A 22,781-nucleotide genomic window follows, 5' to 3' on the forward strand; every position below is an offset into this window, starting at 1 on the left:
TAGGTCGAATATATCCCCTGCAGATCAAATGGAAAGGCGGGCCAGCGGAAACTGGGTAGTGGCACGTAGCCCTAGCTAGCGGTGTGCCCTGAACGGTCCGCTGGTTCCGAACAGCCTAGCAAATTCGAACCTGTTGGAAAGAGTTGGATCGGCAGTCTGGAGGAGGCGTCCGGTCCAACAGCCGGTCAATTGGCCGCCTGCAAAAAGGCCCGGCCAACTCGGAGCTAAGCACAATTCCGAGCGGTAGCAAAATGCCGTCACAATTAACCCGCGCCGGCGGCCTCCGGCAATCAAAATCGAAAAGGTGAAAGATGACCCAGGATCAGCTCCTGGCTGTCCTCAGACAGCTATTGAGTTTTGCTGGCGGCTTTGCAGTGGCACGCGGCTGGCTCACCAACGAGCAACTGACCGCTATCGCCGGCCTCATTCCGCCGGTGGTGGCGATCTGGTGGGTATGGCGTCGATCGAGCCCGAGCGGCCAGATCGCGGCCGTCGCGGCCATGTCAGCATCGTGGCGGCCGTCTATCCCGATGGATCGTTCTTATCGATCAACGGCAACGGTTCGGGGCGGCGCGTGACCATGAGCATTCGCAGCGCCCGAGCAATCTTCGTCATGCCGCAGCGGGCATAGAACTTCGCTGTCGACGGCAAGCTCCTCCTCTCGGAACCAATGCTGATCCATCACGTTTTTCTTGCGAACAGCAGGAGGAAACAATGGATCACAGCAAGCATGTTCCGTTGACCGGTGCGGAGTTGACACCCGACAATCTCGACGGCGCGACGATTTATGGTCCAGGCGACGAGAAGATCGGGCACATCGCTCATATTCACGGCGCCGGCGCGGCCAGCAAAATCGTCATCGATGTCGGCGGTTTCCTAGGAATTGGTGCCAAGCCCGTGGCCGTTCCGATAAGCGACATCCATCCAGTTCATGCGAGACACCAATCAGTCCGTTCATGGCGTAACAAATTGGACCAAGGATCGATTGAAAGGGTTGCCCGAACACGCTGATCCGTAGAACCCGTTTTATTATGATGAGCCCCGTCCCCGGTTCGCCGGGGGCGGTTTTTTTGTCGTTTCAGGCCAAAAGAATTTCTATGGCGCACGACCTGCAGTCGCGCCGTTCTAGCCGCAGGGCTTATGACGTAGTTGAGGTCGCCCCTCGAAGCGGGTGCAGATCGCGAGCATGTCAGCAGGGTTGCAGATAAAGATGGATCAATTTTTGTAACCTCATCAACTGTCGTTCGAGAAGGAACTGAGACGGTGAGAGCTAAGTTTTCGTGGAGCGGGCGGGCTAGATCCAGAGGAGCTCAGCATGCTTAAGAAAAGTCTTTTGGTTTCGGCATTCGCCGCGCTGGCATTGCTCTCAGCGGCCCACGCACAATCTCAGCGGGATGGAGCCGCAGCGGGTGGCGCAATATCTGGGGGTGCCGCCGGTGCCGCCGGTGGCGCCATAGTAGGAGGCCCTGTAGGTGCTGTGGTCGGAGGGATTGTTGGCGCAACGGTGGGTGGGTCTGCCGGTGCGGCGTTAACGCCCGATGATCAGCGTTATATTCGCGGATACGTCGTCGAACGAAAGGTAGATGATATCGCCATCTCGGAGCCGTTGGTCAGAGGGCGTCCATTGCCGCGTTCAGTCAGGACGTATGTGATAGAGGGCGATCCACGCTATAATTCGCTTCGCTATGCACACGTTAACGGACAGTATCTGCTAATCGACTCGCGAGGCAATATTATAGGAACTATCGAATAGCACGATCGAGTGATTGGCTTGTAGTCACCGGCCCCATCTCCGGTTCGCCGGGGGTGGGGCCATTTTTTTCATGATGGCCATCAGCTAGCGTGGCGCAATGATTTTCGATTGATCTTCTGACATTGCCTTGAGCGCGATTGCTCCTCCCGAAGCGAATATCAGACAGATCAGCAATGCCATGATCACTACCAAGGGCTTTTCATCGTCATGGGCGCTCGTGAAGATCGGCTTTCCTTTTTGCTTATGACTAAGCATCCGTTTTCCCCCCAATGCTTGAAATTTTGTCGGAAAATACCACACGCATATCGAAGCCATTCGGTAACGGCCCATTGGACATCTGGCCGCGACCAGCCATGATCTTGTCATAGGCGGTACGTTGGGCGTTAATCCATGCGCTGGCCAATTGTCGCTGCGCTTCCGTTAGTTCATGGAGCCGGCCATCTAGGCCGGCTCTTTCTGCTTGCTCGAAGGCCTCTGCCGCCTCCAATGGGGAAACGCCAGCGGACAGTAGCGAGCTGTTCGCGGCAAGAGTCGCCAGAGCGTTCTCCGCAGCGCTTGCTCCGCAGAGTGAAACGACAAGTTTTGCGTCGTTCATGATCGGCAGGCTCGGCTCAGTTCAATCGACATGCGGCGAGCTTCCCGCGCGGCTTTACGCCCAACATCTGGAAATCGATCGAGCTTTCGCAGTGCAGCGAGAATGTCGTCAATCGGTACGGGCTTTCTGTGTGGATCGCTTCGTCTGAGCGCCGGTTGGTCTTCCAAAGCCTGGGCATCGGAGGCCCATGCAGCCAGGAGAGATTTCTTTTCCCCGGTGGTCAGATCGGGATCGTTGACCACGTCCATGGGGTGGTCGAACGCGAGTGCCGGAATCAAAATATCATCAATACGTTCGTAGTCGTTTGCGTTTTCCATGGCCTTATCCTCTAAGTGACACATGGCCGGACCAAGTGGCCGGGCGCCAGCAATTTTGGTGCGGATTTTTCGGTTTTCAAGTCCTGTCGTTAAATTTTTTGCCTGCGGTCGCTCGCTCTTAATCCCTGGCAGGGAGCAAAGCTAATTGCAGCCTAATCCGACTGGCGACGTCGGGCCCCCTTTGGAACCCGGCTCGGACTCTGGAGTTGCGAAAATAGCGATCGAAATCCGTGCCGTGAACATCCGACTTTGCGGTCCTATGTTCGCCCTGAACAGTGTGCCGGAGAACCAACATGACAGAACGAGCAAAACCTCCGTTCGATTCTCAGCAGCAAAGCCCTCCGGGCAAGACGTTGCGTATGAGTCCGGTGCCCGACCATGGCGAAACAACCTATCGCGGAAGCGGCAGACTAAAAGGCAAACGCGCGATCATCACCGGGGGAGATAGCGGGATTGGTCGAGCCATCGCGATTGCTTTTGCCAGAGAGGGCGCTGATCTAGCGATATCCTATTTGGATGAACATGAGGATGCGAAAGCGACGGCCGAGCTGATTGAAGCAGAAGGACGTAAAGTAATCACCATCTCTGGCGATGTAAGCGATTCTAATCACTGTCAACTTATTGTCTCTCGTTCAGTCTCAGACCTTGGAGGCCTTGATATTCTGGTCAACAACGCCGCCCGGCAACGTTCCTTCAAAAACCTGGAGGACATTTCAGATGAAGAATGGGAACTGACGTTTCGCACAAACATCCATTCGATGTTCTATCTCGTCAAAGCGGCAATTCCGCATATGAAGGCCGGTAGCAGTATTATAAACACAGCGTCGGTTAATTCCGACATGCCCAATCCGACTTTGCTGGCCTATGCAACGACAAAAGGTGCCATTCAGAATTTTACCGGTGGGTTAGCTCAGCTCCTCGCTGAGCAAGGAATCCGCGTAAATGCGGTAGCGCCCGGCCCAATCTGGACCCCGCTAATTCCAGCGACGCTACCGGAATCTGCGGTGAGCAAATTCGGACTGCAGGTTCCGATGAAGAGGCCAGGCCAACCCGCAGAGTTGGTGAGCGCCTATGTCATGCTCGCAGAGGATGCCTCGAGCTACACTTCTGGCGCTACCATTGCGGTAACTGGTGGCAAGCCAATCATTTAAAGTGGTCGGAAAGTCGGCGAGGACTCCGACCTTCCGGTTTTATCTACGCCAAGAGCCGTAGTTTTGGTTCACGGTCCCATTGTCGAGACTTGGCACGCTCGGCGAATGCGGCAGGATCGGCGATGTCTATGACAGAAGCATCTTTGACAACCCCCGCTTTTTCCAACAGGGGCCAGGCTTCCTCCGAATATCCAATAGCCTTCAAATGGCCGAAGGCGTCACTGACGAAGGCAACGGCAGCAGCGTCTTTTTGCAGTATTTCGCTTCCTTTCTGGGAAGCAACGATTGCGACCGCGTCGAAAAGGCAGGACGGAGAACCGGCAAGTTGGCCATCTGCCTCGAGCGTCTTTCCGTTCTTCAGCGATGTCCCGCCAATCCATGGAGCTATGATTTGCACAGTCGCGCCTTCATCCTCGACAGCTTTGCGCACGGCGTTAATCGACCGCCCATCGGCTCCATCCGAGATGAGAATTGCGACCTTTCGACCGCTCAACGTGGCCGAATACTTGTCGATAAGCCTCAGCCCGTCCGATTTCTTCATATCGATCGGTTCAACGGCCGTTTTCGATTTGGCCGGTAGCGCGACGCGAAGGCCTGCTGCCACACGCTTAGCGAGTTCCTCGTCGACATTGCCGAGGTTACCCAGCACTCTTTCGCGGATGTGCGGTAGCGAGACCTTGGAGAGCTCGAATACGATCGCACTGGCGAGATGAGCCTGTTCGATCTCACTTTGCGAACGAAAGAACAGGCGAGCATAGCTGTAATGGTCCGCAAAAGACTCGGAACGAAGCCGGACTTTCGCGCCGTCCGTCTCGCGCGCGAAACTGCGGAATCCACTTTTTGGGTCTTCGCGCGGGCCTGCTTCCTCGCCGTTTTCGGCCAAGCTATTTGGCTCGTAGTTGGCTCGGCCGGTAAACACCATCGTCTGCATCTTGCCATCGCGCTGCATATTGTGAAACGGGCAGCCTTTTGGCGAGTTGATCGGGATTTGATGAAAATTCACGGTTCCCAACCGCGATAGCTGCGTGTCTTGATATGAGAACAACCGGCCCTGCAGAAGAGGGTCTTCGGATACGTCTATCCCAGGCGGCATGTTGGTGGGCAGGAATGCAGCCTGTTCCGTTTCCGCAAAGAAATTATCGGGATTGCGGTTCAGAACGAGGCGCCCGACGATCTGGATCGGGCAAAGTTCTTCCGGAATGACTTTGGTCGCATCGAGAATATCGAAGGGCAGGGCATCAGCTTCTGCCTGGCTTAGGAGCTGGACGCCAAACTCCCACTCGGGAAACGAACCGGCCTCGATAGCCTCAAAGAGATCGCGGCGATGATAGTCAGGATCAGCGCCAGCTATTTTGACAGCTTCGTCCCAAACGGTTGACTGAAGACCCAATTTCGGCCGCCAGTGAAATTTGACGAACGTCGCTTCTTCCTTGGCATTCAGCAGCCGGAATGTATTCACGCCGAATCCTTCCATCATCCGAAAGGAACGAGGAATGGCTCGATCCGACATCGCCCACATGATCATGTGCGTTGATTCAGGCATCAGCCCGACGAAATCCCAGAATGTATCATGGGCACTGGCCGCCTGAGGGTAGCCACGATCCGCCTCCATTTTGACGGCATGAACAAGGTCCGGGAATTTCATCGCATCCTGGATGAAGAAAACGGGAATGTTATTGCCGACGAGATCCCAATTGCCTTCTTTGGTGTAAAGCTTCACTGCAAAGCCTCGGACATCGCGAGGCGTGTCCACCGATCCGGCGCCGCCGGCGACGGTCGAGAAACGGACAAAGACTTCTGTCCGTTCGCCCACCTCGGTAAGGATTTTAGCGCGTGTGTGGCGAGCCAACGACTTGGTCAGCTCAAAATAGCCGTGGGCGGCGGAGCCCCGGGCATGAACAATCCTTTCCGGGATACGTTCGTGATCGAAGTGCTGGATTTTTTCGCGTAGGACGAAGTCTTCAAGCAGACTCGGCCCTCGCGGTCCGGCTTTGAGCGAGTTTTGATTGTCGCTGACTGGAACGCCGTGATTGGTCGTCAACCGATCCCCGTCCGCAGAAGTCTGGTGCAATTCGCCGCCCTTCCCGACCTGAGCGGCGACGGTACGAGTCTTCGCTTTCTTGGCCATGGTTAGCTCCCGGAATGTGGATTGGCCCCAATCCCTGAGAAGAAGAGCTTTGGAATCGAGGATTAGCAAAGATCAACAACCGACTATGAAGAACGTTCCCTGGTACAAACTGGACCGCGCCTTCTTCTATTGTCGGCTGCCTGCACACTGCTGCGACGCGAAAGTTTCGCACGTCGGTCGCGTAAGCGGGCGGAACCAATCAGCATAGATCCGATTGATTTCAGGTATCGCTACAAAGCCATATGCGGAGAATCCAAAATGTTGAAGATCGCCATTGCAGGCGCGTTTGCGCTTGCACTCTCGCCTGCGCTCGCTCAAAGCCCGGCGCCCGTCCAACAGCCAGGCAATAATGCGGTGAATAGCTCTGGCACAAACAATTCATCCAAACCCGTCGAAGGAGCCAATAGCTTCACCGAAGCTCAGGCGAAATCACGCCTTGAATCTCAAGGGTATGGTTTAATCGGTCCGTTGACCAAGGATGACAAGGGGATCTGGCGCGGAACGGCAACCAAGGGCGGAAGTTCCGTCAACGTGAGTGTGGATTTTCAAGGTAACGTCAACGCGCGCTAAGGAGAAAACAATGGCTGCCATCACACGTATGTACAGCGATTACGGCTCTGCTCTGAACGCTGTGGCCGCTCTGGAGAAGCATGGTGTTCCTCAGTCGGATATCTCGATTGTCGCTAGCAACGCCGATGATTGGTTCGGCAAGCCCGACAAAGACCGCGACGGAACCGACGACAGAGCTGAAGGTACCGCCGCTGGCGCGAGCATCGGCGTCGGTGTTGGCGGCGTAGCCGGGCTGTTGACAGGGTTGGGGATTATGGCAATCCCCGGCCTGGGTCCGATCGTTGCTGCGGGTTGGCTCGCATCCACCGCGACTGTGGCTGCAGCAGGTGGCGTCGCTGGCGGACTGCTCGGCGCGCTCACGCAAGGTGGCGTGTCGGAAGAGGACGCCAACATTTATTCCGAAGGCGTTAGACGTGGCGGATCAATCGTAACCGTTCGAACTGCCAATGCGTCTAATGCCGAAATTGAACGCATCCTTGATCAAAACAGCATAGATACTCGAACGAGAGCAGATTCTTGGCGACAGGAAGGTTGGCAGCGTTTCGATCCGGAAGGACCGCCGATGACCAGCGACCAAATCAAAGCTTCGCGTACGCGCTATCTGGAATCGTAGTTAGGACAGCGCATAGCCCTTGAAGTCAAGGGCTATGCGACCTGTGGGCTATAACGGGTGGTGCAGATTATGCGGGCGTTATGACCTTCGTCTAATGAAATGCAGACGTCATCTCGGACAATAATCACACGATACCTTTGATCAACGGCATCGAGGACCATCGAAGGAATGTAAACGTCCGTTTGTGCGACTGTATTTAGAAGGCCTTCCACACCTTTACTCTGCAGGCAGGACACAAGCGAAGGGCTCAAGAATGACGAATATCTGCCTCTAGCGATGACGAGCGCGCACGTCGTCGAAACCGGCAGAAGGTTCGGCATTTCTGGATCGAGCTTTTCGCGCGAGCGGCAGTCTCCTGAGTAGCCCACTTGCCGAGAAGGGCTGGTTCGATTTTGCAGGGCTATTTCCGTCACCTAGTGCTCGCGTGCAGGAACCTTCTTGCCCTTTTTGCGAGCTTTAGACAGGCCTATCGCAACCGCTTGGTTGCGGCTGTTTACCTTGGCGCCCGATTTCGTTCGTGCCGTGCCGCGTTTCGCACGGTGAAGCTCGCTTCCAACCTCGTCGCTCGCGCTGCGGCTATAGCGACGTTTGCTGGCTTTCCCTTGCGTCGTGCTTTTGGCTGCTGATGGTTTGGGCCGTCCGCCTTTTGAGCGTTTAGTACTAGCCGCTCTCTTGGCCATCGGGAATCGACCTCGCTGGATTATCGCGCCATGACGGATACCCAGACAACTTAGGGACGAAGATACAGTTCCGTTGAGACAGGTCGCTCGGTTGATCCACGGCTAGATCGAGCTGTTGGAGGTCCGAAAACAAGGCCGGCCGTCATCGATCGACTGGCTGCGGCGCCCGGATTAAACAATCATAACAGCGCTTTAAGTTGACTCATAACCCATCCCATCTAAATTGACGCTGTTCCGGGCAATCGTGGAGACGGCTAAGTGAGCAATGGAGAGGAGTTCCTAGCGGTAAAAGGCGAAATGGGGGAACTCATTCGGAGTTTAGATTGGGCTTCAACAGATATGGGGCCAATCAGCCAATGGCCGCTCTGCCTGCGAGCCGCGTTGCAAGTGATGTTGCCTGCGCAAGCACAGATTGTAATGTTCTGGGGTCCGGAATTTATTGCTTTCTATAATGATGCTTACGCTCCTACCATCGGTGATAAACATCCTCGCGCGCTTGGTCGGCCAGCACAGGAGAATTGGGCCGAACTTTGGTCCGATCTTGGACCGTTGCTGCAATCGGTTCTTGATACCGGCGAAACAGTTTCTGCGAAGGATCGTCCCTTCTACATAGAGCGTCACGGCTACCCGGAAATAGCCTATTTCGATATCTCGTATTCAGCCATCCGGGATGACAGTGAGGTGGTTCGGGGTGCTTTTTGCATCGTCAGCGAAACCACCGAGCGTAGGTTAGCTGTAGAAGTTGAACGGAAGCTCGCGGCAATCGTTGCCACCTCCCAAGACGCCATACTTTCGACGGATGAGGCCTTGCGTATCACGAGTTGGAATGCGGGCGCAGAGAATCTCTATGGCTACGTTGCCGAGGAGGTGATTGGCCGATCAGTCACCTTCATGATTCCGGAGGACCGACGCAACGAAGAGCACGAGATATTGAGCCGGATTCGTGCTGGTGAGCGCGTTGCCCCGTTCGAAACCAAGCGGCTCCATAAAACCGGTCGCTTGATCGATGTTTCGATCTCAGTTTCCCCAATTGTCGAAGAGTACGGTCGAGTGATTGGGGCCTCGAAGATTGCTCGTGATATCGGCGATCGAAAGGAGGCGGAGCGCCTACAAAAGATTCTTGCCGACGAAATTCGGCACCGGGTAAAAAATATCTTTGCGACCGTGTTGGCAGTCGCTCGTCAAACGTTCAATAAAGCCTCAGATCCATTTGCCGCAATGGAAGTCTTCGAAGGGCGTTTGTTGTCAATGACAAGAGCGCACGAACTGCTGCATCGTGACTCTTGGGATGGGGCGAGGCTTTTGGAAATCGTGGAGCAAGCCATTGCGCCGTACGAGAAGGAACGCTTTCAGGTTTCTGGACCCGAGGCGCGGCTACCGTCACGAGTTGCGCTCGCTCTTTCAATGGCGCTGCACGAACTGGCGACGAATGCAGTAAAGTATGGCTCTCTCGTGATGTCGAGTGGCATGGTCTCAATTACTTGGCAATTCTGCAGTACATCACCACGGATTGTTGAATTACGCTGGAAGGAGAGTGGTGGTCCGCAGGTCAGTAAGCCGACTAAAAGAGGATTTGGGTCGAAGCTGGTTCAGAAAGTGCTATCCGCTGAATTCAGTGGCGATGTAGTTCTCGAATTCGCACCAGACGGGGTGCTTTGCATATTGAAGGCGCCTCTCGATGGCGGCTGGAATGATCCCGTACGTACTCCCGAGAATATGGCAGATGTCCAGCAAGCTTAGTGTCTGTCCGCTGCAAAATAGTCGCCTGCTCAGTGCAAGGCGAACCATACGCCAAGTGCCGTGACGACTAAGGCCAGTAGTGTGAGAGTTACGGTTGCTGGCTCCAAGAATGCGGACCCCAGCGCCGAAATGTTCGCCGCTGGGGTCAAGTCGTTTCGGTCAACCCTTGATGATTGATCGCCATCCGTGCGCTTTTCTCGCTTATCTGAATCCATGGCGTCGACCTCGTTGCGTTCGCTATGCCGCTTTTCGCTGGCCCAGATCGTTAACGCAGGTTTCTGCAATCTTGGTCAGGAGAACATCGGTTTCTTCTTCTTCCGTCAGGGGCTCGTCGAGCAATTTGACCGCCTGTTCCAAGCCCAGATGCTGTGCCCAAGATTTCAGCGTGCCGTGCCTCGAAATCTCGTAGTGTTCAACGGCTTGCGCCGCTGCAAGCAAACCAGCATCCAAGGCGTCGCTTTCCTTGAAGTCCGTCATCACCGACCTACCTTCCTCGATGATGCCGAGGATGGCTTCGCAGGTTTTTCCGCGTGGCGACTTGTCGATTATCTCGAAGACTGATTCAAGCCGTCGACTTGCCCTTCGGTTTGTTCGTAGTGTTTTTCAAATGCAGCTCGTAGGTCGGGGCTATGTGCGGTCTTTGCCATCTTGGGCAAGGCCTTAAGAATCTGCTTCTCGGCAAAATAGATGTCTCGCAGGGTCTCATGAAACAGGTTCATGAGGTCGTCATCGGCATTCATGTTCATTTCGGCAGACGAGTGCTTCTTTGAGTTGGGCATGGAAACCTCCACTGTTGCGACAACCTCCCAACGATACCGCTCAAGAAAGGTTCATTTTGTAGAGAGGACGGCCGAGAGAGCGGCCGCAAGCAACACGCAGGGTCTCCTGCTTTCCATCGGTGATTCTAGTTGCAAAGTCGAAGGCGTTAGTCGGTAGTTTCGGGGACGCGCCGAATGGCTACACGCAGAGCACGAGAGTGACGCTTAACAGCTTCCTCGCTTTCTGACAGGGCTTCTGCGGGGAATTGACGGATCATCACCATGTCTGCCCAGAGTGATGCGGCACCGCCACGAGCCGCCACAATCGTTTCGGCCGCTTCGCACGCAGCATCATCGGTCGATGCATCGATGATTGTCTCGCTTTTAAGTTTGAGACCAAGTTCGTTGGTGAAGTAAAGCGAATAGACAGGGGGAGTTTTCAGCATGGTCTCTCTCCGCTGTTGAGAACAGGCGAAAGCGAGCCACCGCTTACAGTCGTCAGGGCCTGGAAATTTCCATCCGACGATGCACTACACGGTATACGCATCTGATGTCGTGTCCAATCAATTCTCAAAAAAACCTTTCAAGCTAACGGTTAGAGATGCTGCTACACTATGAGAGCTTGATACAAGTGCATCAGCTATTCTCTATGGATGGTCATCACAGGCTTGTCTTCCCGGGAGCCTACATAACTGGCTGCTCTCAATAAGCTTTCACTGTCCCACGTCTTATAGTTGATCTCCGTGACGAGCATCGGCTTTATCCAATGCGTTGTTGCGGGTCGCAACGGCTGGCCGCGGCCTGTGATCTTCGGCAGCTTCGCCAATGGCATCTTCTGCACTGCAAGAGGTTTTAACTGCTTGAGAATGTTGATTAGAGTTTGCATCGACGGCATGGGCATTCGGCATCAGATTGAAGTTGGGCAATCCATCCTCGTCTACTGCGTAAAGCTCGCCGCCGGCATGAACTCTTGCCTCACAGGAGGCAGACTTCCGCCAGTTCGGGAGATGCCGGTGGAGGTGCAGTTAGAAAGAAAGCTGCCGCGAGTTGCAGGGGGTGACCAATTCTGTCTGGTCCAATCAACTAAGTCCCCACGAAATTTCAATTCAACCGATAGATTGCCGCATTGAGAAGCCAAGCGAACGCCAACCATAGCACGTAGGGAAGGAGGGCGATTGCTGCAACACGATCACGGTTTCGGCAGAAATATGCCAGCGATAGAACGACGAGCAGCAGGACAGAAAGAATCGCCAATGCAAGACCAACCCTGTTGGCAAGGAAGAATACTGGAGACCAAGCAAAATTCAGAATGAGTTGAGCGCCCCAAAGCGTCAATAATTCCATTTCACGGCGAAGCCATAAGCGCCAGCCGACGAAGGCAATAAGCATGTACAAAAGAGTCCATGCCGGGGCGAAAACCCAATTGGGGGGATTGAACGATGGTTTGTTGAGGGCTTCATACCATTCCCCTGGCCTAGCGATCAGGCCAATCATCCAACCGCCGCCCATGACCAAGATCACAAACACAACGAGGACTAGGTAGGTGTTCGAGCGAGTCTTCATTTAGCGATCCGGAACATTTGTACGATTGGAGCTCATAATATCTGCCGGATTGGGGACGCGCGTACGGACGGACGCGAAGAGCCCGCCAGTGGCACGCAAATGTCACCGGCGGGAAGGTGGGCTGAGAGGGAGCCGCCGGGACAGGGGAGGGGATAACGGCTCCATCAGGTCAACTAAACGGTATCCCGGCGGTTCCACTATGACGAGAGAAATTTCGAGACCGTCACGATCACGGCGATGATCGCCACAATGACAGCTCAGAACAAAAACCGCTCAGGGGAGTAGAGGCGCATCAAGCGGCTCACAATTCGGCTTCTCTGAATAGGTTGGACTGACCTTTGATCACGATCACTCTTAGCTGCGTTTCGTTCGGCTCTCTAGCGATGCGGTTGCTTTCCGCTCGGCTTGGCTGGTCCGAGCCGTTTGTGTTGGTCGGATCGGGCTAGGTCCACTGCATTCCATCTGGCGGCTTCAAGCACCGATTACAATTTTGTCATCGGATCATCCTGCGGAAAGGCCTCTTGGTGCCATTGTCCGGAATACATGGCGGTGCGGTTTCGGCCAGCCTCTTTGGCGCGATAAAGTTGGATGTCTGCTGACTCCAGCCGTCGCGAGAGCGAAACTTCTGCATCTACGAGCGCGAGACCCAAGCTGATCGTGACGGGCCGTGGCAGGGAGTATTCTGTGCATTCATGGAGTCGCGCGATAGTGCTGCGCAGTTCTTCAGCAGTCATCCAGAGGTGAGTTTCCGTTATCTCTGGTAGTATTGCCAGAAATTCTTCTCCGCCGTGCCGACCCAATACACCTCCCCGAGTCGACACGATGACAGACGCGGCATCTGCGACCGCTTGTAAGCAGAGGTCACCTGCTCCGTGGCCAAATTTATCATTGAACAGCTTAAAATGATCTATATCGAATAGGATTATCCCATGCGTGGCGCGCTGTTCCGCTAACAGTGCCATCATTTTTCGTCTGTTCCGCAGACCGGTCAAAAAATCTGTATCACTTATCGACTGGAGTTGCGTATTCGCTCGCTCAAGCGCCTTCGCCTGCACCTCCAGTTCGGCTGCCATTCGGGCGTTACGGGCTGACATTTCGATGATGCTGCTGAAGACATGACTGAGCCGCCAGCCAATCACCGCACAGGCAATGCATAGACAAAGGCAAGCCACCGCGAGCAGGCGGTGGGTTGGTTGGCCAGACAGGGAAAATCCCGCAGCCGTCAACAAAAGGATAGGTGTATGAAAGGCAAGGTGGGCTGGCCACCAGGCAACGTAGCCCGAGACAGAAAGGATCGCTCCGACCACGAGGCAGCAATAGAGGAGAGCTGCTTCTGTGGAACCCGCCCCAACCAGCACGAGACCCGCAACACCCCATGTAAATCCCGATAAGGCGACCATCAGCGTCGCCATCCAAATCCAGGTCATAAGCTCCGAATGGGAGGGTGCCCGCCTTCGATAGCGCCTGGCCAAGGCCACCCGCGCCAAACACAATGCGATGAGCGTGCCAAACCAACCAAGCAGGAACGGGCGTGATGCTATCGACCAATAGCCGATGCATAGCAACGCCCCGCCAACGCAGCTCATGATAGCGCTTGGCAGAGCATTGCCATAAAGCATCGAGGCGCGATTCTGCATCAGGTGCACATCGTCACCGTCCACTTCGACCTCACGGCATTTGCTGCATCACGGCGGCAATCTAAACCGATGATTGTTGAGAAAGTACGAAAATTGCCGATAAATGCCAAGTGGATAGCCGTCGGCTATAAACTGGCTGGCCAAGGTTCCGTCTTTAGTCAGCGCATCGGGCACCCGACGACGCTGAGACGCAGGAGAGGAGCAGCCTGGCATGAGGGCATGTCCATATGGATCATTGCCTGCTCAACCGGATGGCATCCATGTCGCGGCCATAGCCGGAGTTTAGGGCGTGCTCGATTTCCAAGAGGAGCTTGCGTGCTTCTTCCGGCGCGAACAGAAGCCGCTCAGGCGTCGGCCCGCCTATGGTGATGGCCACAAGATCGTTCTCACGCTCAACTGAAAATTCGCGCCGCTGTGGTTCTGGATCGGTACGCTCGTTCACGGTAGCAGTTCCCCGACAGGATGAACGGGCTGCACCCGCCTTCGCAAAAGCTCCTGGCCCTGTGCATCCTGAATGCTGATCTCGTCGGCAATGTCCGGGCGGGTGCGATGCAGGGCAAGCATCAGGGCGCCGGCAGCGTTACGGGCATCTGTGGTGGTGATCTCAATTGTTTGACCCGGCCAGCAATAGGCGACACGGAAACGGGGGAGTTCGGTTCTCATCGGTGGCATCTCAGGATGTGGCCTTACGGGTTCTTCGGGCCGGAACTTCTTCGGGCTTGTCGGTCTTGCCGCCCTTGATCAGGCGCAGCGCGGTATGGTCTGGCGGAAGATCGGGCGGCCGTCATGGGCCGCGCAGATCGGGGAGATAGGCGTGGCAGGCACGATGCCGGCGGCCATATCGGCCACGGCGGCCCTCGTCGTGATAACCGCAATCCTCAGTCAGCAGCTCCAACACGCTTTGCATGTGGATCTCGGGACCAAATTTATGAGCGAGCCGTGCAAGGCGATACTGGCCTTCACGGCCGCAGGAATCGCACCGCAGCCGCACGATCACGAACGGATAGTTCGACAGCTTGTCCGACATTGCCGAGGCGGGCGGTCATCAGTTCTTGTAGTGCTTGCTCAGAACCGTGTTGCTCTCAGCCAAGACGGCGCGCGCCTTGCCGAAGGACTCGATGAGGTGTTCGAGCTGGGCTTGGTTCGCGGCAAATTCCAGAAACCGCTCACCGTCGATGAACAATCCGACGATCGCGAATTCTTTCCCTGGTTTTGCGTCGACAACCAACTCATCGGGAAGCGCAGACTCGCCCATGGTCTTTACTCTCATGCTCTCGATACGATCCCCGGAGAGATGAGAACATTAGAAGAACAAAAGAGTCAAGCAGGACCCGGCCGCTGGCGGCCTCAACACCAGCGATAACGCTACCTAAGTTGCGGATCAGCAACCGATTTTATTTTTCGGCATTGGTATAGGGAAGTTAGGCCACCAGGAGACCCAATATGCCTATCCGACCCTATTGGAAGGGTACGCTCAAACTTTCCCTCGTGAGCTGCCCAGTTGCTCTTTTCCCGGCCACAACCTCAGCCGAAAAAACCCATTTCCACCAGATCAATCGCAAGACCAAGCACCGCCTGCGGCAGCAGATGGTGGATGAGGTCACCGGGCGCGCCGTCGAAAAGGAAAACAAAGGCCGCGGTTATGAAGTGGGGAAGGGACGATATGTGGAGATCGACGAGGATGATTTAGACGCGCTTAAGATCGAGAGCACCAAGACAATCGACATCGATAGCTTTGTGCCTGCCGGGCAGGTCGAGGACCTTTATCGTGATCGGCCGTATTATTTGGCTCCCCAGGGTAAGGTCGGCGCCGACGCATTCGCGGTAATCCGCGATGCAATGAAAGATAAAGATCGGGTAGCGCTTGCCCGAATTGTCCTCACTAATCGAGAACACGTCATGGCGATCGAGCCCTATGGCGATGTTCTGATGGGAACGACGCTGCGCTATCCATATGAGGTCCGGGATGCCGCCGAGGTGATCGGCAAGATCACCAAACCGCGGATCACTAAGGATATGGTGAAAATCGCAGAGCATATCTTGAAGTCGAAAGAGGCCTCGTTCGATCCCTCCAAATTTAAAGATCGTTACGAGAATGCGCTGCGGTCGTTGGTGAAGCGAAAAGCGGCCGGTAAAACGATCGTCGCCAAGGAGGAGACGGCGGAAAATCGAAGCAATGTCCTTGATCTGATGGAGGCCTTGCGCCAGAGCGTTGGCCATAATGTCCAGAAAGCCGGACGGAAAAAGCCAGCTCAGCCAACCAACCGGCGTAAGCCTGGCCGCAAAAGCACTCGACGCAAGGCGGCATAGATCACGCCATTGAGCGGTGCGGCGCCGGCGGTGTCGTTTGTCTGCTTTGTTTGAGCCGCCGGAGGAAGCATGAAGCGGAAACTTGATCTGAGAACCGGCCGCTCTGTCTGGATGGCTTATCGATCCCCGGCAGTCGCAAACTCATCAATAGCAAAAGATATTCGCACGCAAGTGCTTATTGTCGGAGCCGGTATTTCTGGCGCGATGTTAGCGGAAATGCTTACAGATCATGGCTTAAACGTGGTCTTGATAGATCGGCGAGGACCGATGAAAGGCTCGACCGCGGCGTCCACGGCGCTAATTCAGAATGAGATCGATGTTCCCTTACAGGAGTTGATCAAAAAAATTGGCAAAGGAAATGCTCAGGCTGCCTGGCGTCGCTCACGCTTGGCAGTTTCAAACTTGAAGGCGCGCATACTGGAACTCCAGATCAAATGTGCTTTGGCCGAGCGGCCATCATTGTTTTTGGCAGGTAACAGCCTCGATGCCGAAGCCCTTCAGTCGGAAGTCGGGTTGCGCCGTGAAGCTGGATTGTATGCTGATTATCTGGCGAAGGCGCAGTTGGAGAGCCAGTTCGGCATTTCGCGATCTGCGGCGATTCTCAATCCCGAGAACATTGCGGTCGATCCGCGAAAACTCACATCGGGACTTTTGAACAAGGCCATAAAAAGAGGCGCAAAGGTATTTTCCCCGGTCGAGGCCCGTTTATTCCAGAGCCTATCGGATGTGGTGAATGTTGGGACGAAACAGGGCCCAACCATCTCTGCGCAATATGTCGTTTTATCTACAGGTTATGAACTTACGGATCTAGCACCGACGAAGGCGCAGTCCGTCGTCTCCACCTGGGCGATCGCCACCAAGCGTCAATCGCGAAATCTTTGGCCCCGGGAAGCCTTCATTTGGGAAGCTTCCGATCCCTATCTTTATGTACGTGCGACACCAGATGGGCGCGTCATATGCGGTGGCGAGGATGAGGCTTTCAGCGATGAGCAAGCGCGGGATGAATTAATTGGCCTCAAGGCCCAACGCATCTCGCAAAAGCTGGCCAAGCTGCTACCTCAACTCGAGGTGACACCCGAATTCGCTTGGGCCGGCTCGTTTGGAATAACTCCGACAGGATTACCGATTATTTGTAAAATACAGAAACACCCCAGGATACACTCCGTCATGGGCTATGGCGGTAACGGGATTACATTTGCGCGAATAGCTGCCGAAATCGTGACATCATCGATTTTGGATCGCAGGGATGGCGACAGTTACCTCTTCGCTCCGAAGTGAGTTGTTCGGCAATTAAGCGTACATCTATGAAAGTTAATCCAGCACGTCGACAATAGTGTCTCGATCGTCGATCAGCAGGAACTGGCTGTTTACATGCGCGAAGCGGAGTGTAGCGTAGCGTGGGTAGTCGCCGATCGCGTGAGTTGGAATGTCTTTCGGCAGAACCTTACCGCGAGAGAAAACCTCCGACAGTGTAACGCTCTGAATTTTTTGCGCCGCCAGTATCGCTCGCAGAGCCTTGTGATCATCGGCGGACAACCGCGTTCCCGACTTATTGGTCAGATCGCCGATGGCGCTCCCGCCTTCCGTTCCGCCTGCACCTGGTTGCCAATTGGGCGCCCCAAGTTGGCCGGTAGATCCCGCTGCGGGGCCACCAGGAGCTGTATCTGGTTGTGGACCCTGGGCGTATGAGGCTGACGACACAATCAGCATGATGCCGAGCAAGAGTGTCTTCATGAACGCACTCCAGTAAGTTTTCGCCCCTTTTCAAGTCAATGCATGTGGAGACATGATTGTTCCAGAAGGGCCTTAATCCTGGCCGCCGCCATTTTCGATCTTTGCCTTGAGCCGATCTATTTCTCTGTCTTGCATATCCTCCGCATCAATCACCTCGTTGTGGGCTGTGGAAATTGCCCTGATCAGTTCATCGAGTTTCAGTTGCATCGCTGCAGCGTCGCGGTTTTGGGTTGCCTGAATCAGGAATACCATGAGGAAGGTGACGACGGTGGTACCGGTATTGATCACGAGCTGCCACGTATCGCTGTAATGAAAAATCGGGCCGGTAATTGCCCAGACTAAGACAATGGCAGCGGCTAATGTGAACGCGGCCGGCTTCCCCGACCAGTGTGAAGTTTTGACCGCTAGCGTTCGGAACCAGTCGTCTTTGGGAGCCGCTGTTCCTGGGCCGCCAATAGATTTAACCGGTATTGATGAGCGCATTGCTGTTCTTCCTTTGAGCCGCACGCGCCTTCCACTGCTCGCGCGACAATACAACAACGTATTTCTCCGGGCGCCGGTTCCTCCGTTCCTCGGGCGCCAGAAGTTAGTTGCTGGTCCTGGTTGTTCCAGAATTCTAGCACGCGAATTTCTTGGAACAGGCGGCAGTCTGAGCGCGTTCAGGTGGTCGAGACCATGAAGGCCCGTGATGACGACAAAGCCGACCATTGCCCGCGTCTGGCGGGGCCGTACCCGCCGTGACGTTGCGGATACCTACGAGCCATACCTGCGAGCAGAGGGCATTCCGCCACTTCAGAAGGTCGCCCTCGGTGTTCAGCTTTTCCGTGAGGATCGAAACGAAGAGACCTGGTTCACCACCATTTCCTATTGGCCGAATATCGAGGCGATGACCGCCTTCACTAAGGGCAAGCCGATCAAAGTGCATCATCTAGGCCGTGATGCGGAATTTCTAATCGAACTACCGAAGATGATCGAAGTACATCACATTTTGGTCGACGATCTGGACTAGCGCTGAGGGCATGGGACTGCTTGAATTATTTGGAACGTTCTCTCGTGCCCTGGATGCGAAGAGATTGAGCTGCGCCATTGAAGATCAGATGAATCTGATGTCTAGGCCGTGACGTTTTGTGTACGTTTTTGCGATGGTAGCGGCGAATCTGTAATGCGCACGAAGGAAAATCAGAGAGTCTAACAGTACGTTTGTCCTGAAGAGCCGGAAGGTGCAGCAACTCGGGGAATTGGTCATCGCCACTGGGGCGGACAGCCTCTCCGCCGATGAACGGGCCGGCGTGCTGATCGTGCTGGCGGAGACCACGGACGCCGGAAAGCGGGAGGCGGGGTCGCTTTCTTTCAGGGACGAGCAAGGCGATCTGCATCGTCGTCTGACCGCGACCGCGATCATGGTGGCGCTCAGGTGAAGCCGGGCGGCGCGCAACCGACATCAGGCACATCAGGCGCAATATGACATGCGGACGTGGCAGGTCAAACGCCGCAAGCTCACTCACCACCTCATCGAACTCGGTGGCTTCGCCATCAAGGCAGGCATGGTGGACATGACCGGCGACGACCGCGCCACCATCTTTGGAGCGCTCCTCTGGATGGCCGAAAAGCTTAAAAGCGATGAACACGAAAAGGCGTTGGCGCTGTGGGCCGGAAAGATGAAAAATCATTCGCGGCAGAAGGCGCGGCCGACACAATCATGAGTTTTGGAAAAGAGAAGAATTGTTACCCTCTGGATGGAAATTTTCTGCGTTGAGAATATTTGCTCGCCGCAAAGCTTCCCATCGATAGGCATAAATTGTATCTGCCGCGACATGCTGTTTGGTGCAACGTTTAGAAATAGGTTGATGCAAAGAACAATCTGCCCGAATATCGCAAGGAAGCACAGGCGCCGCAGCTTGGCGCCGTCCGCGGCGTTGCGGCCAGAATAGAAGGAGGCAGACCCTGACGACTCTGGATATCCCTCCCGTCGCCCCGGACCGAATCTATGAAGTCGCCTTCACGCTCGATCTCTGGCTTTCCGTGCTTGACCGGTGGCGCCTTTATCCGGCGCGAGTCGGATCGATGGCGGAGCCTCGCCCTGATGCAAACCTGGACCATGGTCTGCCATATGGATGCAGGTGAGCGGCCGTGAGGCGATCTTCGAACGATCTGATCGACCACATCTATGAAGCCGCCTTCGTGCCAGAAATATGGGACGATGTGCTTGAGGAGATCGCTCGGCGGTCCCGGTCGGCAACGGGCGCGCTTTTTGTGTGCTCCCAGGATATGCCGCTGAGAGGCCGAAGCACCAAAGATGTGCATGAGTTCTTCGAACGCTTTTTGAGCGGTCCGAATCCGGCCGAAGAGCCATGCGTCCAACGAATGATGGGCGAACAGCCAACGAGTTTTGTGCAGGTGGACGATTTCCTGTCCCCGGAGGAACTCCAGGCCGATGCAGGACGCATCCTGTTGAGAAGTCTGGGTATCGGAGTGAATGCCTGTTCGGTCGTCACTCTGCCCAAGGGAGCGGTTGCCATGTTCCTCTTCAACCGCTGGATCGCGGATGGCGGCTACGATACCGAGTTGCTCGGCACGCTCGACGCTTTGCGCCCTCATCTTGCGCGGGCAAGTCTCGTATCGGAACGGCTTGGGCTGGAACGCGCGCAGAATTCCGTCGCGATCATGGAAAACTTCGGCCTGCCTGCCGCCGTCCTGCGTCCCGGCGGCAATGTGCTGGCGGTGAACGCGCAGTTCGAAGCGCTTGACGCCCTGTTCATTGCGCGCGCCTTCGGCGGCGTGTCCATCGTGGATCGCAGTTCCAATGCTCTGCTCCAGACAGCGATCGGGAACATGCAAAAGCCCGATCTGCCGCCGCTCGTGGCATCTATTCCCATCGCATCGCAGGTCGGTTTGCCGCCCCATGTCGTTCATGTCGTGCCGCTGCGCCGTTCGGCGAAGGACATTTTCACCAGCGCCGACCTGCTGTTAGTGGTCACCCAAGTCGGCGTATCGACCGGCGTTCCATCCAACGCTATGGTCACGGCGCTATTCGATCTGTCCCCGGCCGAGGCGCGGTTAGCGCTGCGGCTTGCGATAGGCGTATCGCTTACTGAGGCCGCGCGAGATTGCGGCCTGAGCATCGCTTCGGCACGTACCTATCTCTCGCGCATCTTCTCTAAGACGGGAACCCATAGCCAGCATCAACTGGTCGCCCTGCTGCGCAGCGCCGGGTCGCTGGGGTCGTGAGTTTGGAAGCAAGATGCATGACCCACTTCTCATTGGACAAAATGGGTACAATTCGGTTCCGAACCCCGATCGTCGGCATATGTATCCTTGGCGGTCGCACCCCTCCAAGATGGCCGTCGACAGTTCTTTGGTGGAACCGTCTCATCCAATATAGGGTCATCGACAGCGCGAATACGTGGAGGCTGGGTGAACAGAATAACGGTCGAATCTATTACAGCAGCTATCGGGGAAATCTATGAGGCCGCCTACGAGCAGGAGCGCTGGTCCGGTGCCATGCGGACCCTTGGTGACCTGTTTGGCGCATCCAGAGCCTGCATCGTCCGAATACTCCCCAATCCCGATGGCACACGCTTTAACAAAGCTACGGGCTCTTATGCTGATCCCGAATTCGAAACTTTGGTCGTCCACCATGCCGCAGCCGAAGATCCCCTGACTTTCGCAATGATCGCGCAGCCTGCCGGCTCGGTGTATCGCCGCCGCGATATCATTGATGAGGATGCCTTCCGGCATCGCGAAATGTGGCTGCGCTGGTTTAAACCCCGAGAAATGGACGAGGCCATTAGCTGCAATCTGCATATTTCCGGCGCGTCATCCTGGTCGCTCGATATTTCGCGCATGACAAAGTTCGGCGCGTTTGGACATGGCGAGATCAATCTCCTACAGAAGATCGTGCCGCATATTGCGCGGGCGGGACAGATTGGAGAAGCGCTGGATCGGTCGGTGGCCATCAACTCCGTCTATGCCGGCATGCCTTTCGGCATACTGGTGGCGGACACCAACCTACGCGTGTTGCATCTGAACGAAAGTGCCGAAGCGCTGCTCGGCCGCGCCTCTGCACCTCTTACCTTGAAGGGGGGCCGACTCGCGGCGCTCTATCGCTCTGACCTTCTGAGCCTGTCGAGGCTGGTTGACGATTGCTGCCGGTCTCCCCTCGAAGACGCGTCTGCTCCGGGCGGCACCATCATCCTGCCCAGGCATCGGAAAGACACACGTGGCCCGCGCCTGCTTGTCTCGGTGGCGCCAATGGCCGCCAGCTGCAAATATGGATTGGGCACCCAGCATTGCGCCGCCGTCATGATCCGTGAAGTCGCCATTGGCACATCGACCGGTATCCCGTCCAACGCCCTGGTCATGGCGCTGTTCGATCTGTCCCCCGCCGAGGCGCGGCTGGCGTTGCGGCTTGCGATAGGCGTATCGCTTACTGAGGCCGCGCGGGATTGCGGCCTGAGCATCGCTTCGGCACGTACCTATCTCTCGCGCATCTTCTCTAAGACGGGAACCCATAGCCAGCACCAACTGGTCGCTCTGCTGCGCAGCGCCGGGTCGCTCGGGTCTTCCGAGTCCACATGAGGCGATGCCTGCGGCAGACGAATCCAATTTTGTCCTGCCCAGTCATCAAATGAGGACTGCGCGATTTCCCCGGGCCCCGCAACTTCCCGCCACGATAGGCTCCGAGGGGACAAGTGGATGGCGAAGAACAAGGCGGGTTCGGAAAGTCGAGGGCTCCAGCGCCTGACAATGCTGCGGCAGCGTGCAGCTTTCGCCTTGCTCGCCGGCTTGGGCGGGGCGCTCTGCTGGGCGCCCGCGATTGCCCAGACCTGCGGATCGGGTTCCGCAACCGGCACCAACTCGGTTGCCTGCGGCACCGGCAGCACTGCATCGGCTTCGTTCAGTACCGCAATTGGTGTCGATAGCCAGGCGACCGAGATCAGCACCACTGCCACGGGGGCGGGAAGCGTTTCGACCGGTGGCTACAGCACTGCTACGGGTGCGGGCGCTTTGGCGACCGGAATTTGGGGAACAGCGACGGGCGTGCAGAGCACCGCGAGCGGAGACTACAGCACCGCGGCTGGTACGGGGAGCTCTGCAACCGGGTTATATAGCACTGCCAACGGGACGGAGAGCACTGCAAGCGGAGCCTACAGCACCGCAGCCGGAGCGGCGAGCACTGCGAGCGGCGCCAATGGCACGGCTACGGGAGCGGAAAGCACTGCCAGCGGAACG

27 protein-coding genes and 4 pseudogenes are annotated in these 22,781 nt (G+C 56.0%); 14 read left to right on the forward strand and 17 right to left on the reverse strand.

What is annotated here, in order from left to right; translation table 11 throughout:
* Nucleotides 1–311 precede the first annotated feature (311 nt).
* Together OIM99_RS27675 and OIM99_RS27680 are read left to right on the forward strand one after the other, a co-directional pair.
* Nucleotides 312–578 carry a hypothetical protein gene (locus tag OIM99_RS27675; RefSeq protein WP_311853767.1) on the forward strand — a complete coding sequence of 89 codons (267 nt, stop codon included), beginning with the start codon at nucleotides 312–314 and terminating at the stop codon, nucleotides 576–578.
* Nucleotides 579–714: 136 nt separating this feature from the next.
* A pseudogene (locus tag OIM99_RS27680) lies at nucleotides 715–1,018 on the forward strand (PRC-barrel domain-containing protein).
* Between the two features lie 819 nt (nucleotides 1,019–1,837).
* Here the strand turns inward: OIM99_RS27680 and OIM99_RS27685 are convergent.
* From OIM99_RS27685 to OIM99_RS27695, 3 genes are read right to left on the reverse strand one after another with little or no spacing between them, the layout of a single operon-like run.
* Complete coding sequence (locus tag OIM99_RS27685; RefSeq protein ID WP_311853768.1) at nucleotides 1,838–2,008, reverse strand: hypothetical protein; 171 nt, start codon at nucleotides 2,006–2,008, stop codon at nucleotides 1,838–1,840.
* Nucleotides 2,001–2,348, reverse strand: a complete 348-nt coding sequence (locus OIM99_RS27690) for a hypothetical protein (protein WP_311853769.1) — start codon at nucleotides 2,346–2,348, stop codon at nucleotides 2,001–2,003. Before OIM99_RS27690 ends, OIM99_RS27685 begins: the two co-directional genes overlap by 8 nt.
* Nucleotides 2,345–2,665: a hypothetical protein gene (locus OIM99_RS27695; protein WP_311853770.1), complete on the reverse strand. Its 321-nt coding sequence runs from the start codon at nucleotides 2,663–2,665 to the stop codon at nucleotides 2,345–2,347. The genes OIM99_RS27690 and OIM99_RS27695 overlap by 4 nt, the downstream gene beginning before the upstream one ends.
* Nucleotides 2,666–2,958: 293 nt before the next feature.
* Between OIM99_RS27695 and OIM99_RS27700 the strand changes: the two genes are divergently transcribed.
* Nucleotides 2,959–3,816 (forward strand): SDR family oxidoreductase, encoded by an 858-nt coding sequence (locus tag OIM99_RS27700; protein ID WP_311853771.1) that lies wholly within the window; start codon nucleotides 2,959–2,961, stop codon nucleotides 3,814–3,816.
* A 43-nt stretch (nucleotides 3,817–3,859) separates the two neighbouring features.
* Here the strand turns inward: OIM99_RS27700 and OIM99_RS27705 are convergent, their stop codons facing one another.
* The gene (locus OIM99_RS27705) at nucleotides 3,860–5,944 is read right to left on the reverse strand and encodes a catalase (RefSeq protein ID WP_311853772.1); all 2,085 of its coding nucleotides are present in this window, start codon (nucleotides 5,942–5,944) and stop codon (nucleotides 3,860–3,862) included.
* A 258-nt stretch (nucleotides 5,945–6,202) separates the two neighbouring features.
* On the opposite strand from OIM99_RS27705, the gene OIM99_RS27710 reads away from it, so the two are divergent.
* Both OIM99_RS27710 and OIM99_RS27715 read left to right on the forward strand, forming a co-directional pair.
* A complete protein-coding gene (locus OIM99_RS27710; protein ID WP_311853773.1) occupies nucleotides 6,203–6,514 on the forward strand; it encodes a hypothetical protein in 312 nt (103 codons plus the stop codon).
* Between the two features lie 10 nt (nucleotides 6,515–6,524).
* Nucleotides 6,525–7,127 (forward strand): hypothetical protein, encoded by a 603-nt coding sequence (locus tag OIM99_RS27715; RefSeq protein ID WP_311853774.1) that lies wholly within the window; start codon nucleotides 6,525–6,527, stop codon nucleotides 7,125–7,127.
* A 32-nt stretch (nucleotides 7,128–7,159) separates the two neighbouring features.
* On the opposite strand, the gene OIM99_RS27915 is transcribed toward OIM99_RS27715, so the two are convergent.
* Both OIM99_RS27915 and OIM99_RS27720 read right to left on the reverse strand, forming a co-directional pair.
* A complete protein-coding gene (locus tag OIM99_RS27915; RefSeq protein ID WP_409371588.1) occupies nucleotides 7,160–7,447 on the reverse strand; it encodes an isochorismatase family protein in 288 nt (95 codons plus the stop codon).
* Between the two features lie 93 nt (nucleotides 7,448–7,540).
* The gene (locus OIM99_RS27720; RefSeq protein WP_311853775.1) at nucleotides 7,541–7,807 is read right to left on the reverse strand and encodes a DUF6496 domain-containing protein; all 267 of its coding nucleotides are present in this window, start codon (nucleotides 7,805–7,807) and stop codon (nucleotides 7,541–7,543) included.
* A gap of 258 nt (nucleotides 7,808–8,065) precedes the next feature.
* Between OIM99_RS27720 and OIM99_RS27725 the strand changes: the two genes are divergently transcribed.
* Nucleotides 8,066–9,547 (forward strand): PAS domain S-box protein, encoded by a 1,482-nt coding sequence (locus tag OIM99_RS27725; RefSeq protein WP_311853776.1) that lies wholly within the window; start codon nucleotides 8,066–8,068, stop codon nucleotides 9,545–9,547.
* A 237-nt stretch (nucleotides 9,548–9,784) separates the two neighbouring features.
* Here OIM99_RS27725 and OIM99_RS27730 read toward each other — a convergent pair.
* The 9 genes and pseudogenes from OIM99_RS27730 to OIM99_RS27770 form a co-directional block, all read right to left on the reverse strand.
* Nucleotides 9,785–10,287, reverse strand: a pseudogene (locus OIM99_RS27730) (ferritin-like domain-containing protein).
* 185 nt (nucleotides 10,288–10,472) lie between these two features.
* Nucleotides 10,473–10,751: a hypothetical protein gene (locus OIM99_RS27735; protein ID WP_311853777.1), complete on the reverse strand. Its 279-nt coding sequence runs from the start codon at nucleotides 10,749–10,751 to the stop codon at nucleotides 10,473–10,475.
* Between the two features lie 194 nt (nucleotides 10,752–10,945).
* Nucleotides 10,946–11,206, reverse strand: coding sequence for a hypothetical protein (locus OIM99_RS27740; protein ID WP_409371586.1), 261 nt, complete (start codon nucleotides 11,204–11,206; stop codon nucleotides 10,946–10,948).
* A 200-nt stretch (nucleotides 11,207–11,406) separates the two neighbouring features.
* Nucleotides 11,407–11,868, reverse strand: a complete 462-nt coding sequence (locus tag OIM99_RS27745; protein ID WP_311853779.1) for a TspO/MBR family protein — start codon at nucleotides 11,866–11,868, stop codon at nucleotides 11,407–11,409.
* A 482-nt stretch (nucleotides 11,869–12,350) separates the two neighbouring features.
* On the reverse strand, nucleotides 12,351–13,529 hold the full coding sequence (locus tag OIM99_RS27750) for a GGDEF domain-containing protein (protein ID WP_311853780.1): 1,179 nt from the start codon (nucleotides 13,527–13,529) through the stop codon (nucleotides 12,351–12,353).
* A gap of 208 nt (nucleotides 13,530–13,737) precedes the next feature.
* A complete protein-coding gene (locus OIM99_RS27755; RefSeq protein WP_311853781.1) occupies nucleotides 13,738–13,947 on the reverse strand; it encodes a hypothetical protein in 210 nt (69 codons plus the stop codon).
* A complete protein-coding gene (locus OIM99_RS27760; RefSeq protein WP_311853782.1) occupies nucleotides 13,944–14,168 on the reverse strand; it encodes a hypothetical protein in 225 nt (74 codons plus the stop codon). Before OIM99_RS27760 ends, OIM99_RS27755 begins: the two co-directional genes overlap by 4 nt.
* 121 nt (nucleotides 14,169–14,289) lie before the next feature.
* Nucleotides 14,290–14,532 carry a hypothetical protein gene (locus OIM99_RS27765; RefSeq protein WP_311853783.1) on the reverse strand — a complete coding sequence of 81 codons (243 nt, stop codon included), beginning with the start codon at nucleotides 14,530–14,532 and terminating at the stop codon, nucleotides 14,290–14,292.
* A gap of 18 nt (nucleotides 14,533–14,550) precedes the next feature.
* Nucleotides 14,551–14,760 carry a hypothetical protein gene (locus OIM99_RS27770; protein WP_311853784.1) on the reverse strand — a complete coding sequence of 70 codons (210 nt, stop codon included), beginning with the start codon at nucleotides 14,758–14,760 and terminating at the stop codon, nucleotides 14,551–14,553.
* A gap of 188 nt (nucleotides 14,761–14,948) precedes the next feature.
* Here OIM99_RS27770 and OIM99_RS27775 point away from each other — a divergent pair, with 188 nt between their 5' ends.
* Entirely contained in the window at nucleotides 14,949–15,815 is an 867-nt protein-coding gene (locus tag OIM99_RS27775; protein WP_311853785.1) for a Ku protein, read from the forward strand.
* Between the two features lie 69 nt (nucleotides 15,816–15,884).
* The gene (locus OIM99_RS27780) at nucleotides 15,885–17,093 is read left to right on the forward strand and encodes an FAD-binding oxidoreductase (protein ID WP_311853786.1); all 1,209 of its coding nucleotides are present in this window, start codon (nucleotides 15,885–15,887) and stop codon (nucleotides 17,091–17,093) included.
* Between the two features lie 33 nt (nucleotides 17,094–17,126).
* Here the strand turns inward: OIM99_RS27780 and OIM99_RS27785 are convergent, their stop codons facing one another.
* Nucleotides 17,127–17,549, reverse strand: coding sequence for a hypothetical protein (locus OIM99_RS27785; protein WP_311853787.1), 423 nt, complete (start codon nucleotides 17,547–17,549; stop codon nucleotides 17,127–17,129).
* Nucleotides 17,550–17,621: 72 nt separating this feature from the next.
* Nucleotides 17,622–18,056: a low affinity iron permease family protein gene (locus tag OIM99_RS27790; RefSeq protein WP_409371587.1), complete on the reverse strand. Its 435-nt coding sequence runs from the start codon at nucleotides 18,054–18,056 to the stop codon at nucleotides 17,622–17,624.
* 181 nt (nucleotides 18,057–18,237) lie between these two features.
* Between OIM99_RS27790 and OIM99_RS27795 the strand changes: the two genes are divergently transcribed.
* The 6 genes and pseudogenes from OIM99_RS27795 to OIM99_RS27820 form a co-directional block, all read left to right on the forward strand.
* The gene (locus OIM99_RS27795) at nucleotides 18,238–18,558 is read left to right on the forward strand and encodes a hypothetical protein (protein WP_311853788.1); all 321 of its coding nucleotides are present in this window, start codon (nucleotides 18,238–18,240) and stop codon (nucleotides 18,556–18,558) included.
* A gap of 169 nt (nucleotides 18,559–18,727) precedes the next feature.
* Nucleotides 18,728–19,014 (forward strand): annotated as a pseudogene (locus OIM99_RS27800) (conjugal transfer protein TraD).
* 1 nt (nucleotide 19,015) lies between these two features.
* Nucleotides 19,016–19,252, forward strand: coding sequence for a conjugal transfer protein TraD (locus OIM99_RS27805; protein ID WP_311853789.1), 237 nt, complete (start codon nucleotides 19,016–19,018; stop codon nucleotides 19,250–19,252).
* Between the two features lie 427 nt (nucleotides 19,253–19,679).
* Nucleotides 19,680–20,777 carry a helix-turn-helix transcriptional regulator gene (locus OIM99_RS27810; RefSeq protein WP_311853790.1) on the forward strand — a complete coding sequence of 366 codons (1,098 nt, stop codon included), beginning with the start codon at nucleotides 19,680–19,682 and terminating at the stop codon, nucleotides 20,775–20,777.
* 186 nt (nucleotides 20,778–20,963) lie between these two features.
* Entirely contained in the window at nucleotides 20,964–22,127 is a 1,164-nt protein-coding gene (locus tag OIM99_RS27815; protein WP_311853791.1) for a helix-turn-helix transcriptional regulator, read from the forward strand.
* Nucleotides 22,128–22,244: 117 nt separating this feature from the next.
* A pseudogene (locus OIM99_RS27820) lies at nucleotides 22,245–22,781 on the forward strand (hypothetical protein); the annotation flags it as partial.

It is taken from the genome of Methylocella sp. CPCC 101449 (assembly GCF_031921685.1).
GTDB lineage: Bacteria > Pseudomonadota > Alphaproteobacteria > Rhizobiales > Beijerinckiaceae > Terripilifer.

What these genes read in the sequence shown, in the direction of transcription:
- OIM99_RS27675 (WP_311853767.1), top strand. Translation starts at nt 312, where the DNA reads ATGACCCAGGATCAGCTCCTGGCTGTCCTCAGACAGCTATTGAGTTTT.
- OIM99_RS27685 (WP_311853768.1), bottom strand. Translation starts at nt 2,008, where the DNA reads ATGCTTAGTCATAAGCAAAAAGGAAAGCCGATCTTCACGAGCGCCCAT.
- OIM99_RS27690 (WP_311853769.1), bottom strand. Translation starts at nt 2,348, where the DNA reads ATGAACGACGCAAAACTTGTCGTTTCACTCTGCGGAGCAAGCGCTGCG.
- OIM99_RS27695 (WP_311853770.1), bottom strand. Translation starts at nt 2,665, where the DNA reads ATGGAAAACGCAAACGACTACGAACGTATTGATGATATTTTGATTCCG.
- OIM99_RS27700 (WP_311853771.1), top strand. Translation starts at nt 2,959, where the DNA reads ATGACAGAACGAGCAAAACCTCCGTTCGATTCTCAGCAGCAAAGCCCT.
- OIM99_RS27705 (WP_311853772.1), bottom strand. Translation starts at nt 5,944, where the DNA reads ATGGCCAAGAAAGCGAAGACTCGTACCGTCGCCGCTCAGGTCGGGAAG.
- OIM99_RS27710 (WP_311853773.1), top strand. Translation starts at nt 6,203, where the DNA reads ATGTTGAAGATCGCCATTGCAGGCGCGTTTGCGCTTGCACTCTCGCCT.
- OIM99_RS27715 (WP_311853774.1), top strand. Translation starts at nt 6,525, where the DNA reads ATGGCTGCCATCACACGTATGTACAGCGATTACGGCTCTGCTCTGAAC.
- OIM99_RS27915 (WP_409371588.1), bottom strand. Translation starts at nt 7,447, where the DNA reads ATGCCGAACCTTCTGCCGGTTTCGACGACGTGCGCGCTCGTCATCGCT.
- OIM99_RS27720 (WP_311853775.1), bottom strand. Translation starts at nt 7,807, where the DNA reads ATGGCCAAGAGAGCGGCTAGTACTAAACGCTCAAAAGGCGGACGGCCC.
- OIM99_RS27735 (WP_311853777.1), bottom strand. Translation starts at nt 10,751, where the DNA reads ATGCTGAAAACTCCCCCTGTCTATTCGCTTTACTTCACCAACGAACTT.
- OIM99_RS27740 (WP_409371586.1), bottom strand. Translation starts at nt 11,206, where the DNA reads ATGCCCATGCCGTCGATGCAAACTCTAATCAACATTCTCAAGCAGTTA.
- OIM99_RS27745 (WP_311853779.1), bottom strand. Translation starts at nt 11,868, where the DNA reads ATGAAGACTCGCTCGAACACCTACCTAGTCCTCGTTGTGTTTGTGATC.
- OIM99_RS27760 (WP_311853782.1), bottom strand. Translation starts at nt 14,168, where the DNA reads ATGAGAACCGAACTCCCCCGTTTCCGTGTCGCCTATTGCTGGCCGGGT.
- OIM99_RS27765 (WP_311853783.1), bottom strand. Translation starts at nt 14,532, where the DNA reads ATGTCGGACAAGCTGTCGAACTATCCGTTCGTGATCGTGCGGCTGCGG.
- OIM99_RS27770 (WP_311853784.1), bottom strand. Translation starts at nt 14,760, where the DNA reads ATGGGCGAGTCTGCGCTTCCCGATGAGTTGGTTGTCGACGCAAAACCA.
- OIM99_RS27775 (WP_311853785.1), top strand. Translation starts at nt 14,949, where the DNA reads ATGCCTATCCGACCCTATTGGAAGGGTACGCTCAAACTTTCCCTCGTG.
- OIM99_RS27780 (WP_311853786.1), top strand. Translation starts at nt 15,885, where the DNA reads ATGAAGCGGAAACTTGATCTGAGAACCGGCCGCTCTGTCTGGATGGCT.
- OIM99_RS27785 (WP_311853787.1), bottom strand. Translation starts at nt 17,549, where the DNA reads ATGAAGACACTCTTGCTCGGCATCATGCTGATTGTGTCGTCAGCCTCA.
- OIM99_RS27795 (WP_311853788.1), top strand. Translation starts at nt 18,238, where the DNA reads ATGACGACAAAGCCGACCATTGCCCGCGTCTGGCGGGGCCGTACCCGC.
- OIM99_RS27805 (WP_311853789.1), top strand. Translation starts at nt 19,016, where the DNA reads ATGCGGACGTGGCAGGTCAAACGCCGCAAGCTCACTCACCACCTCATC.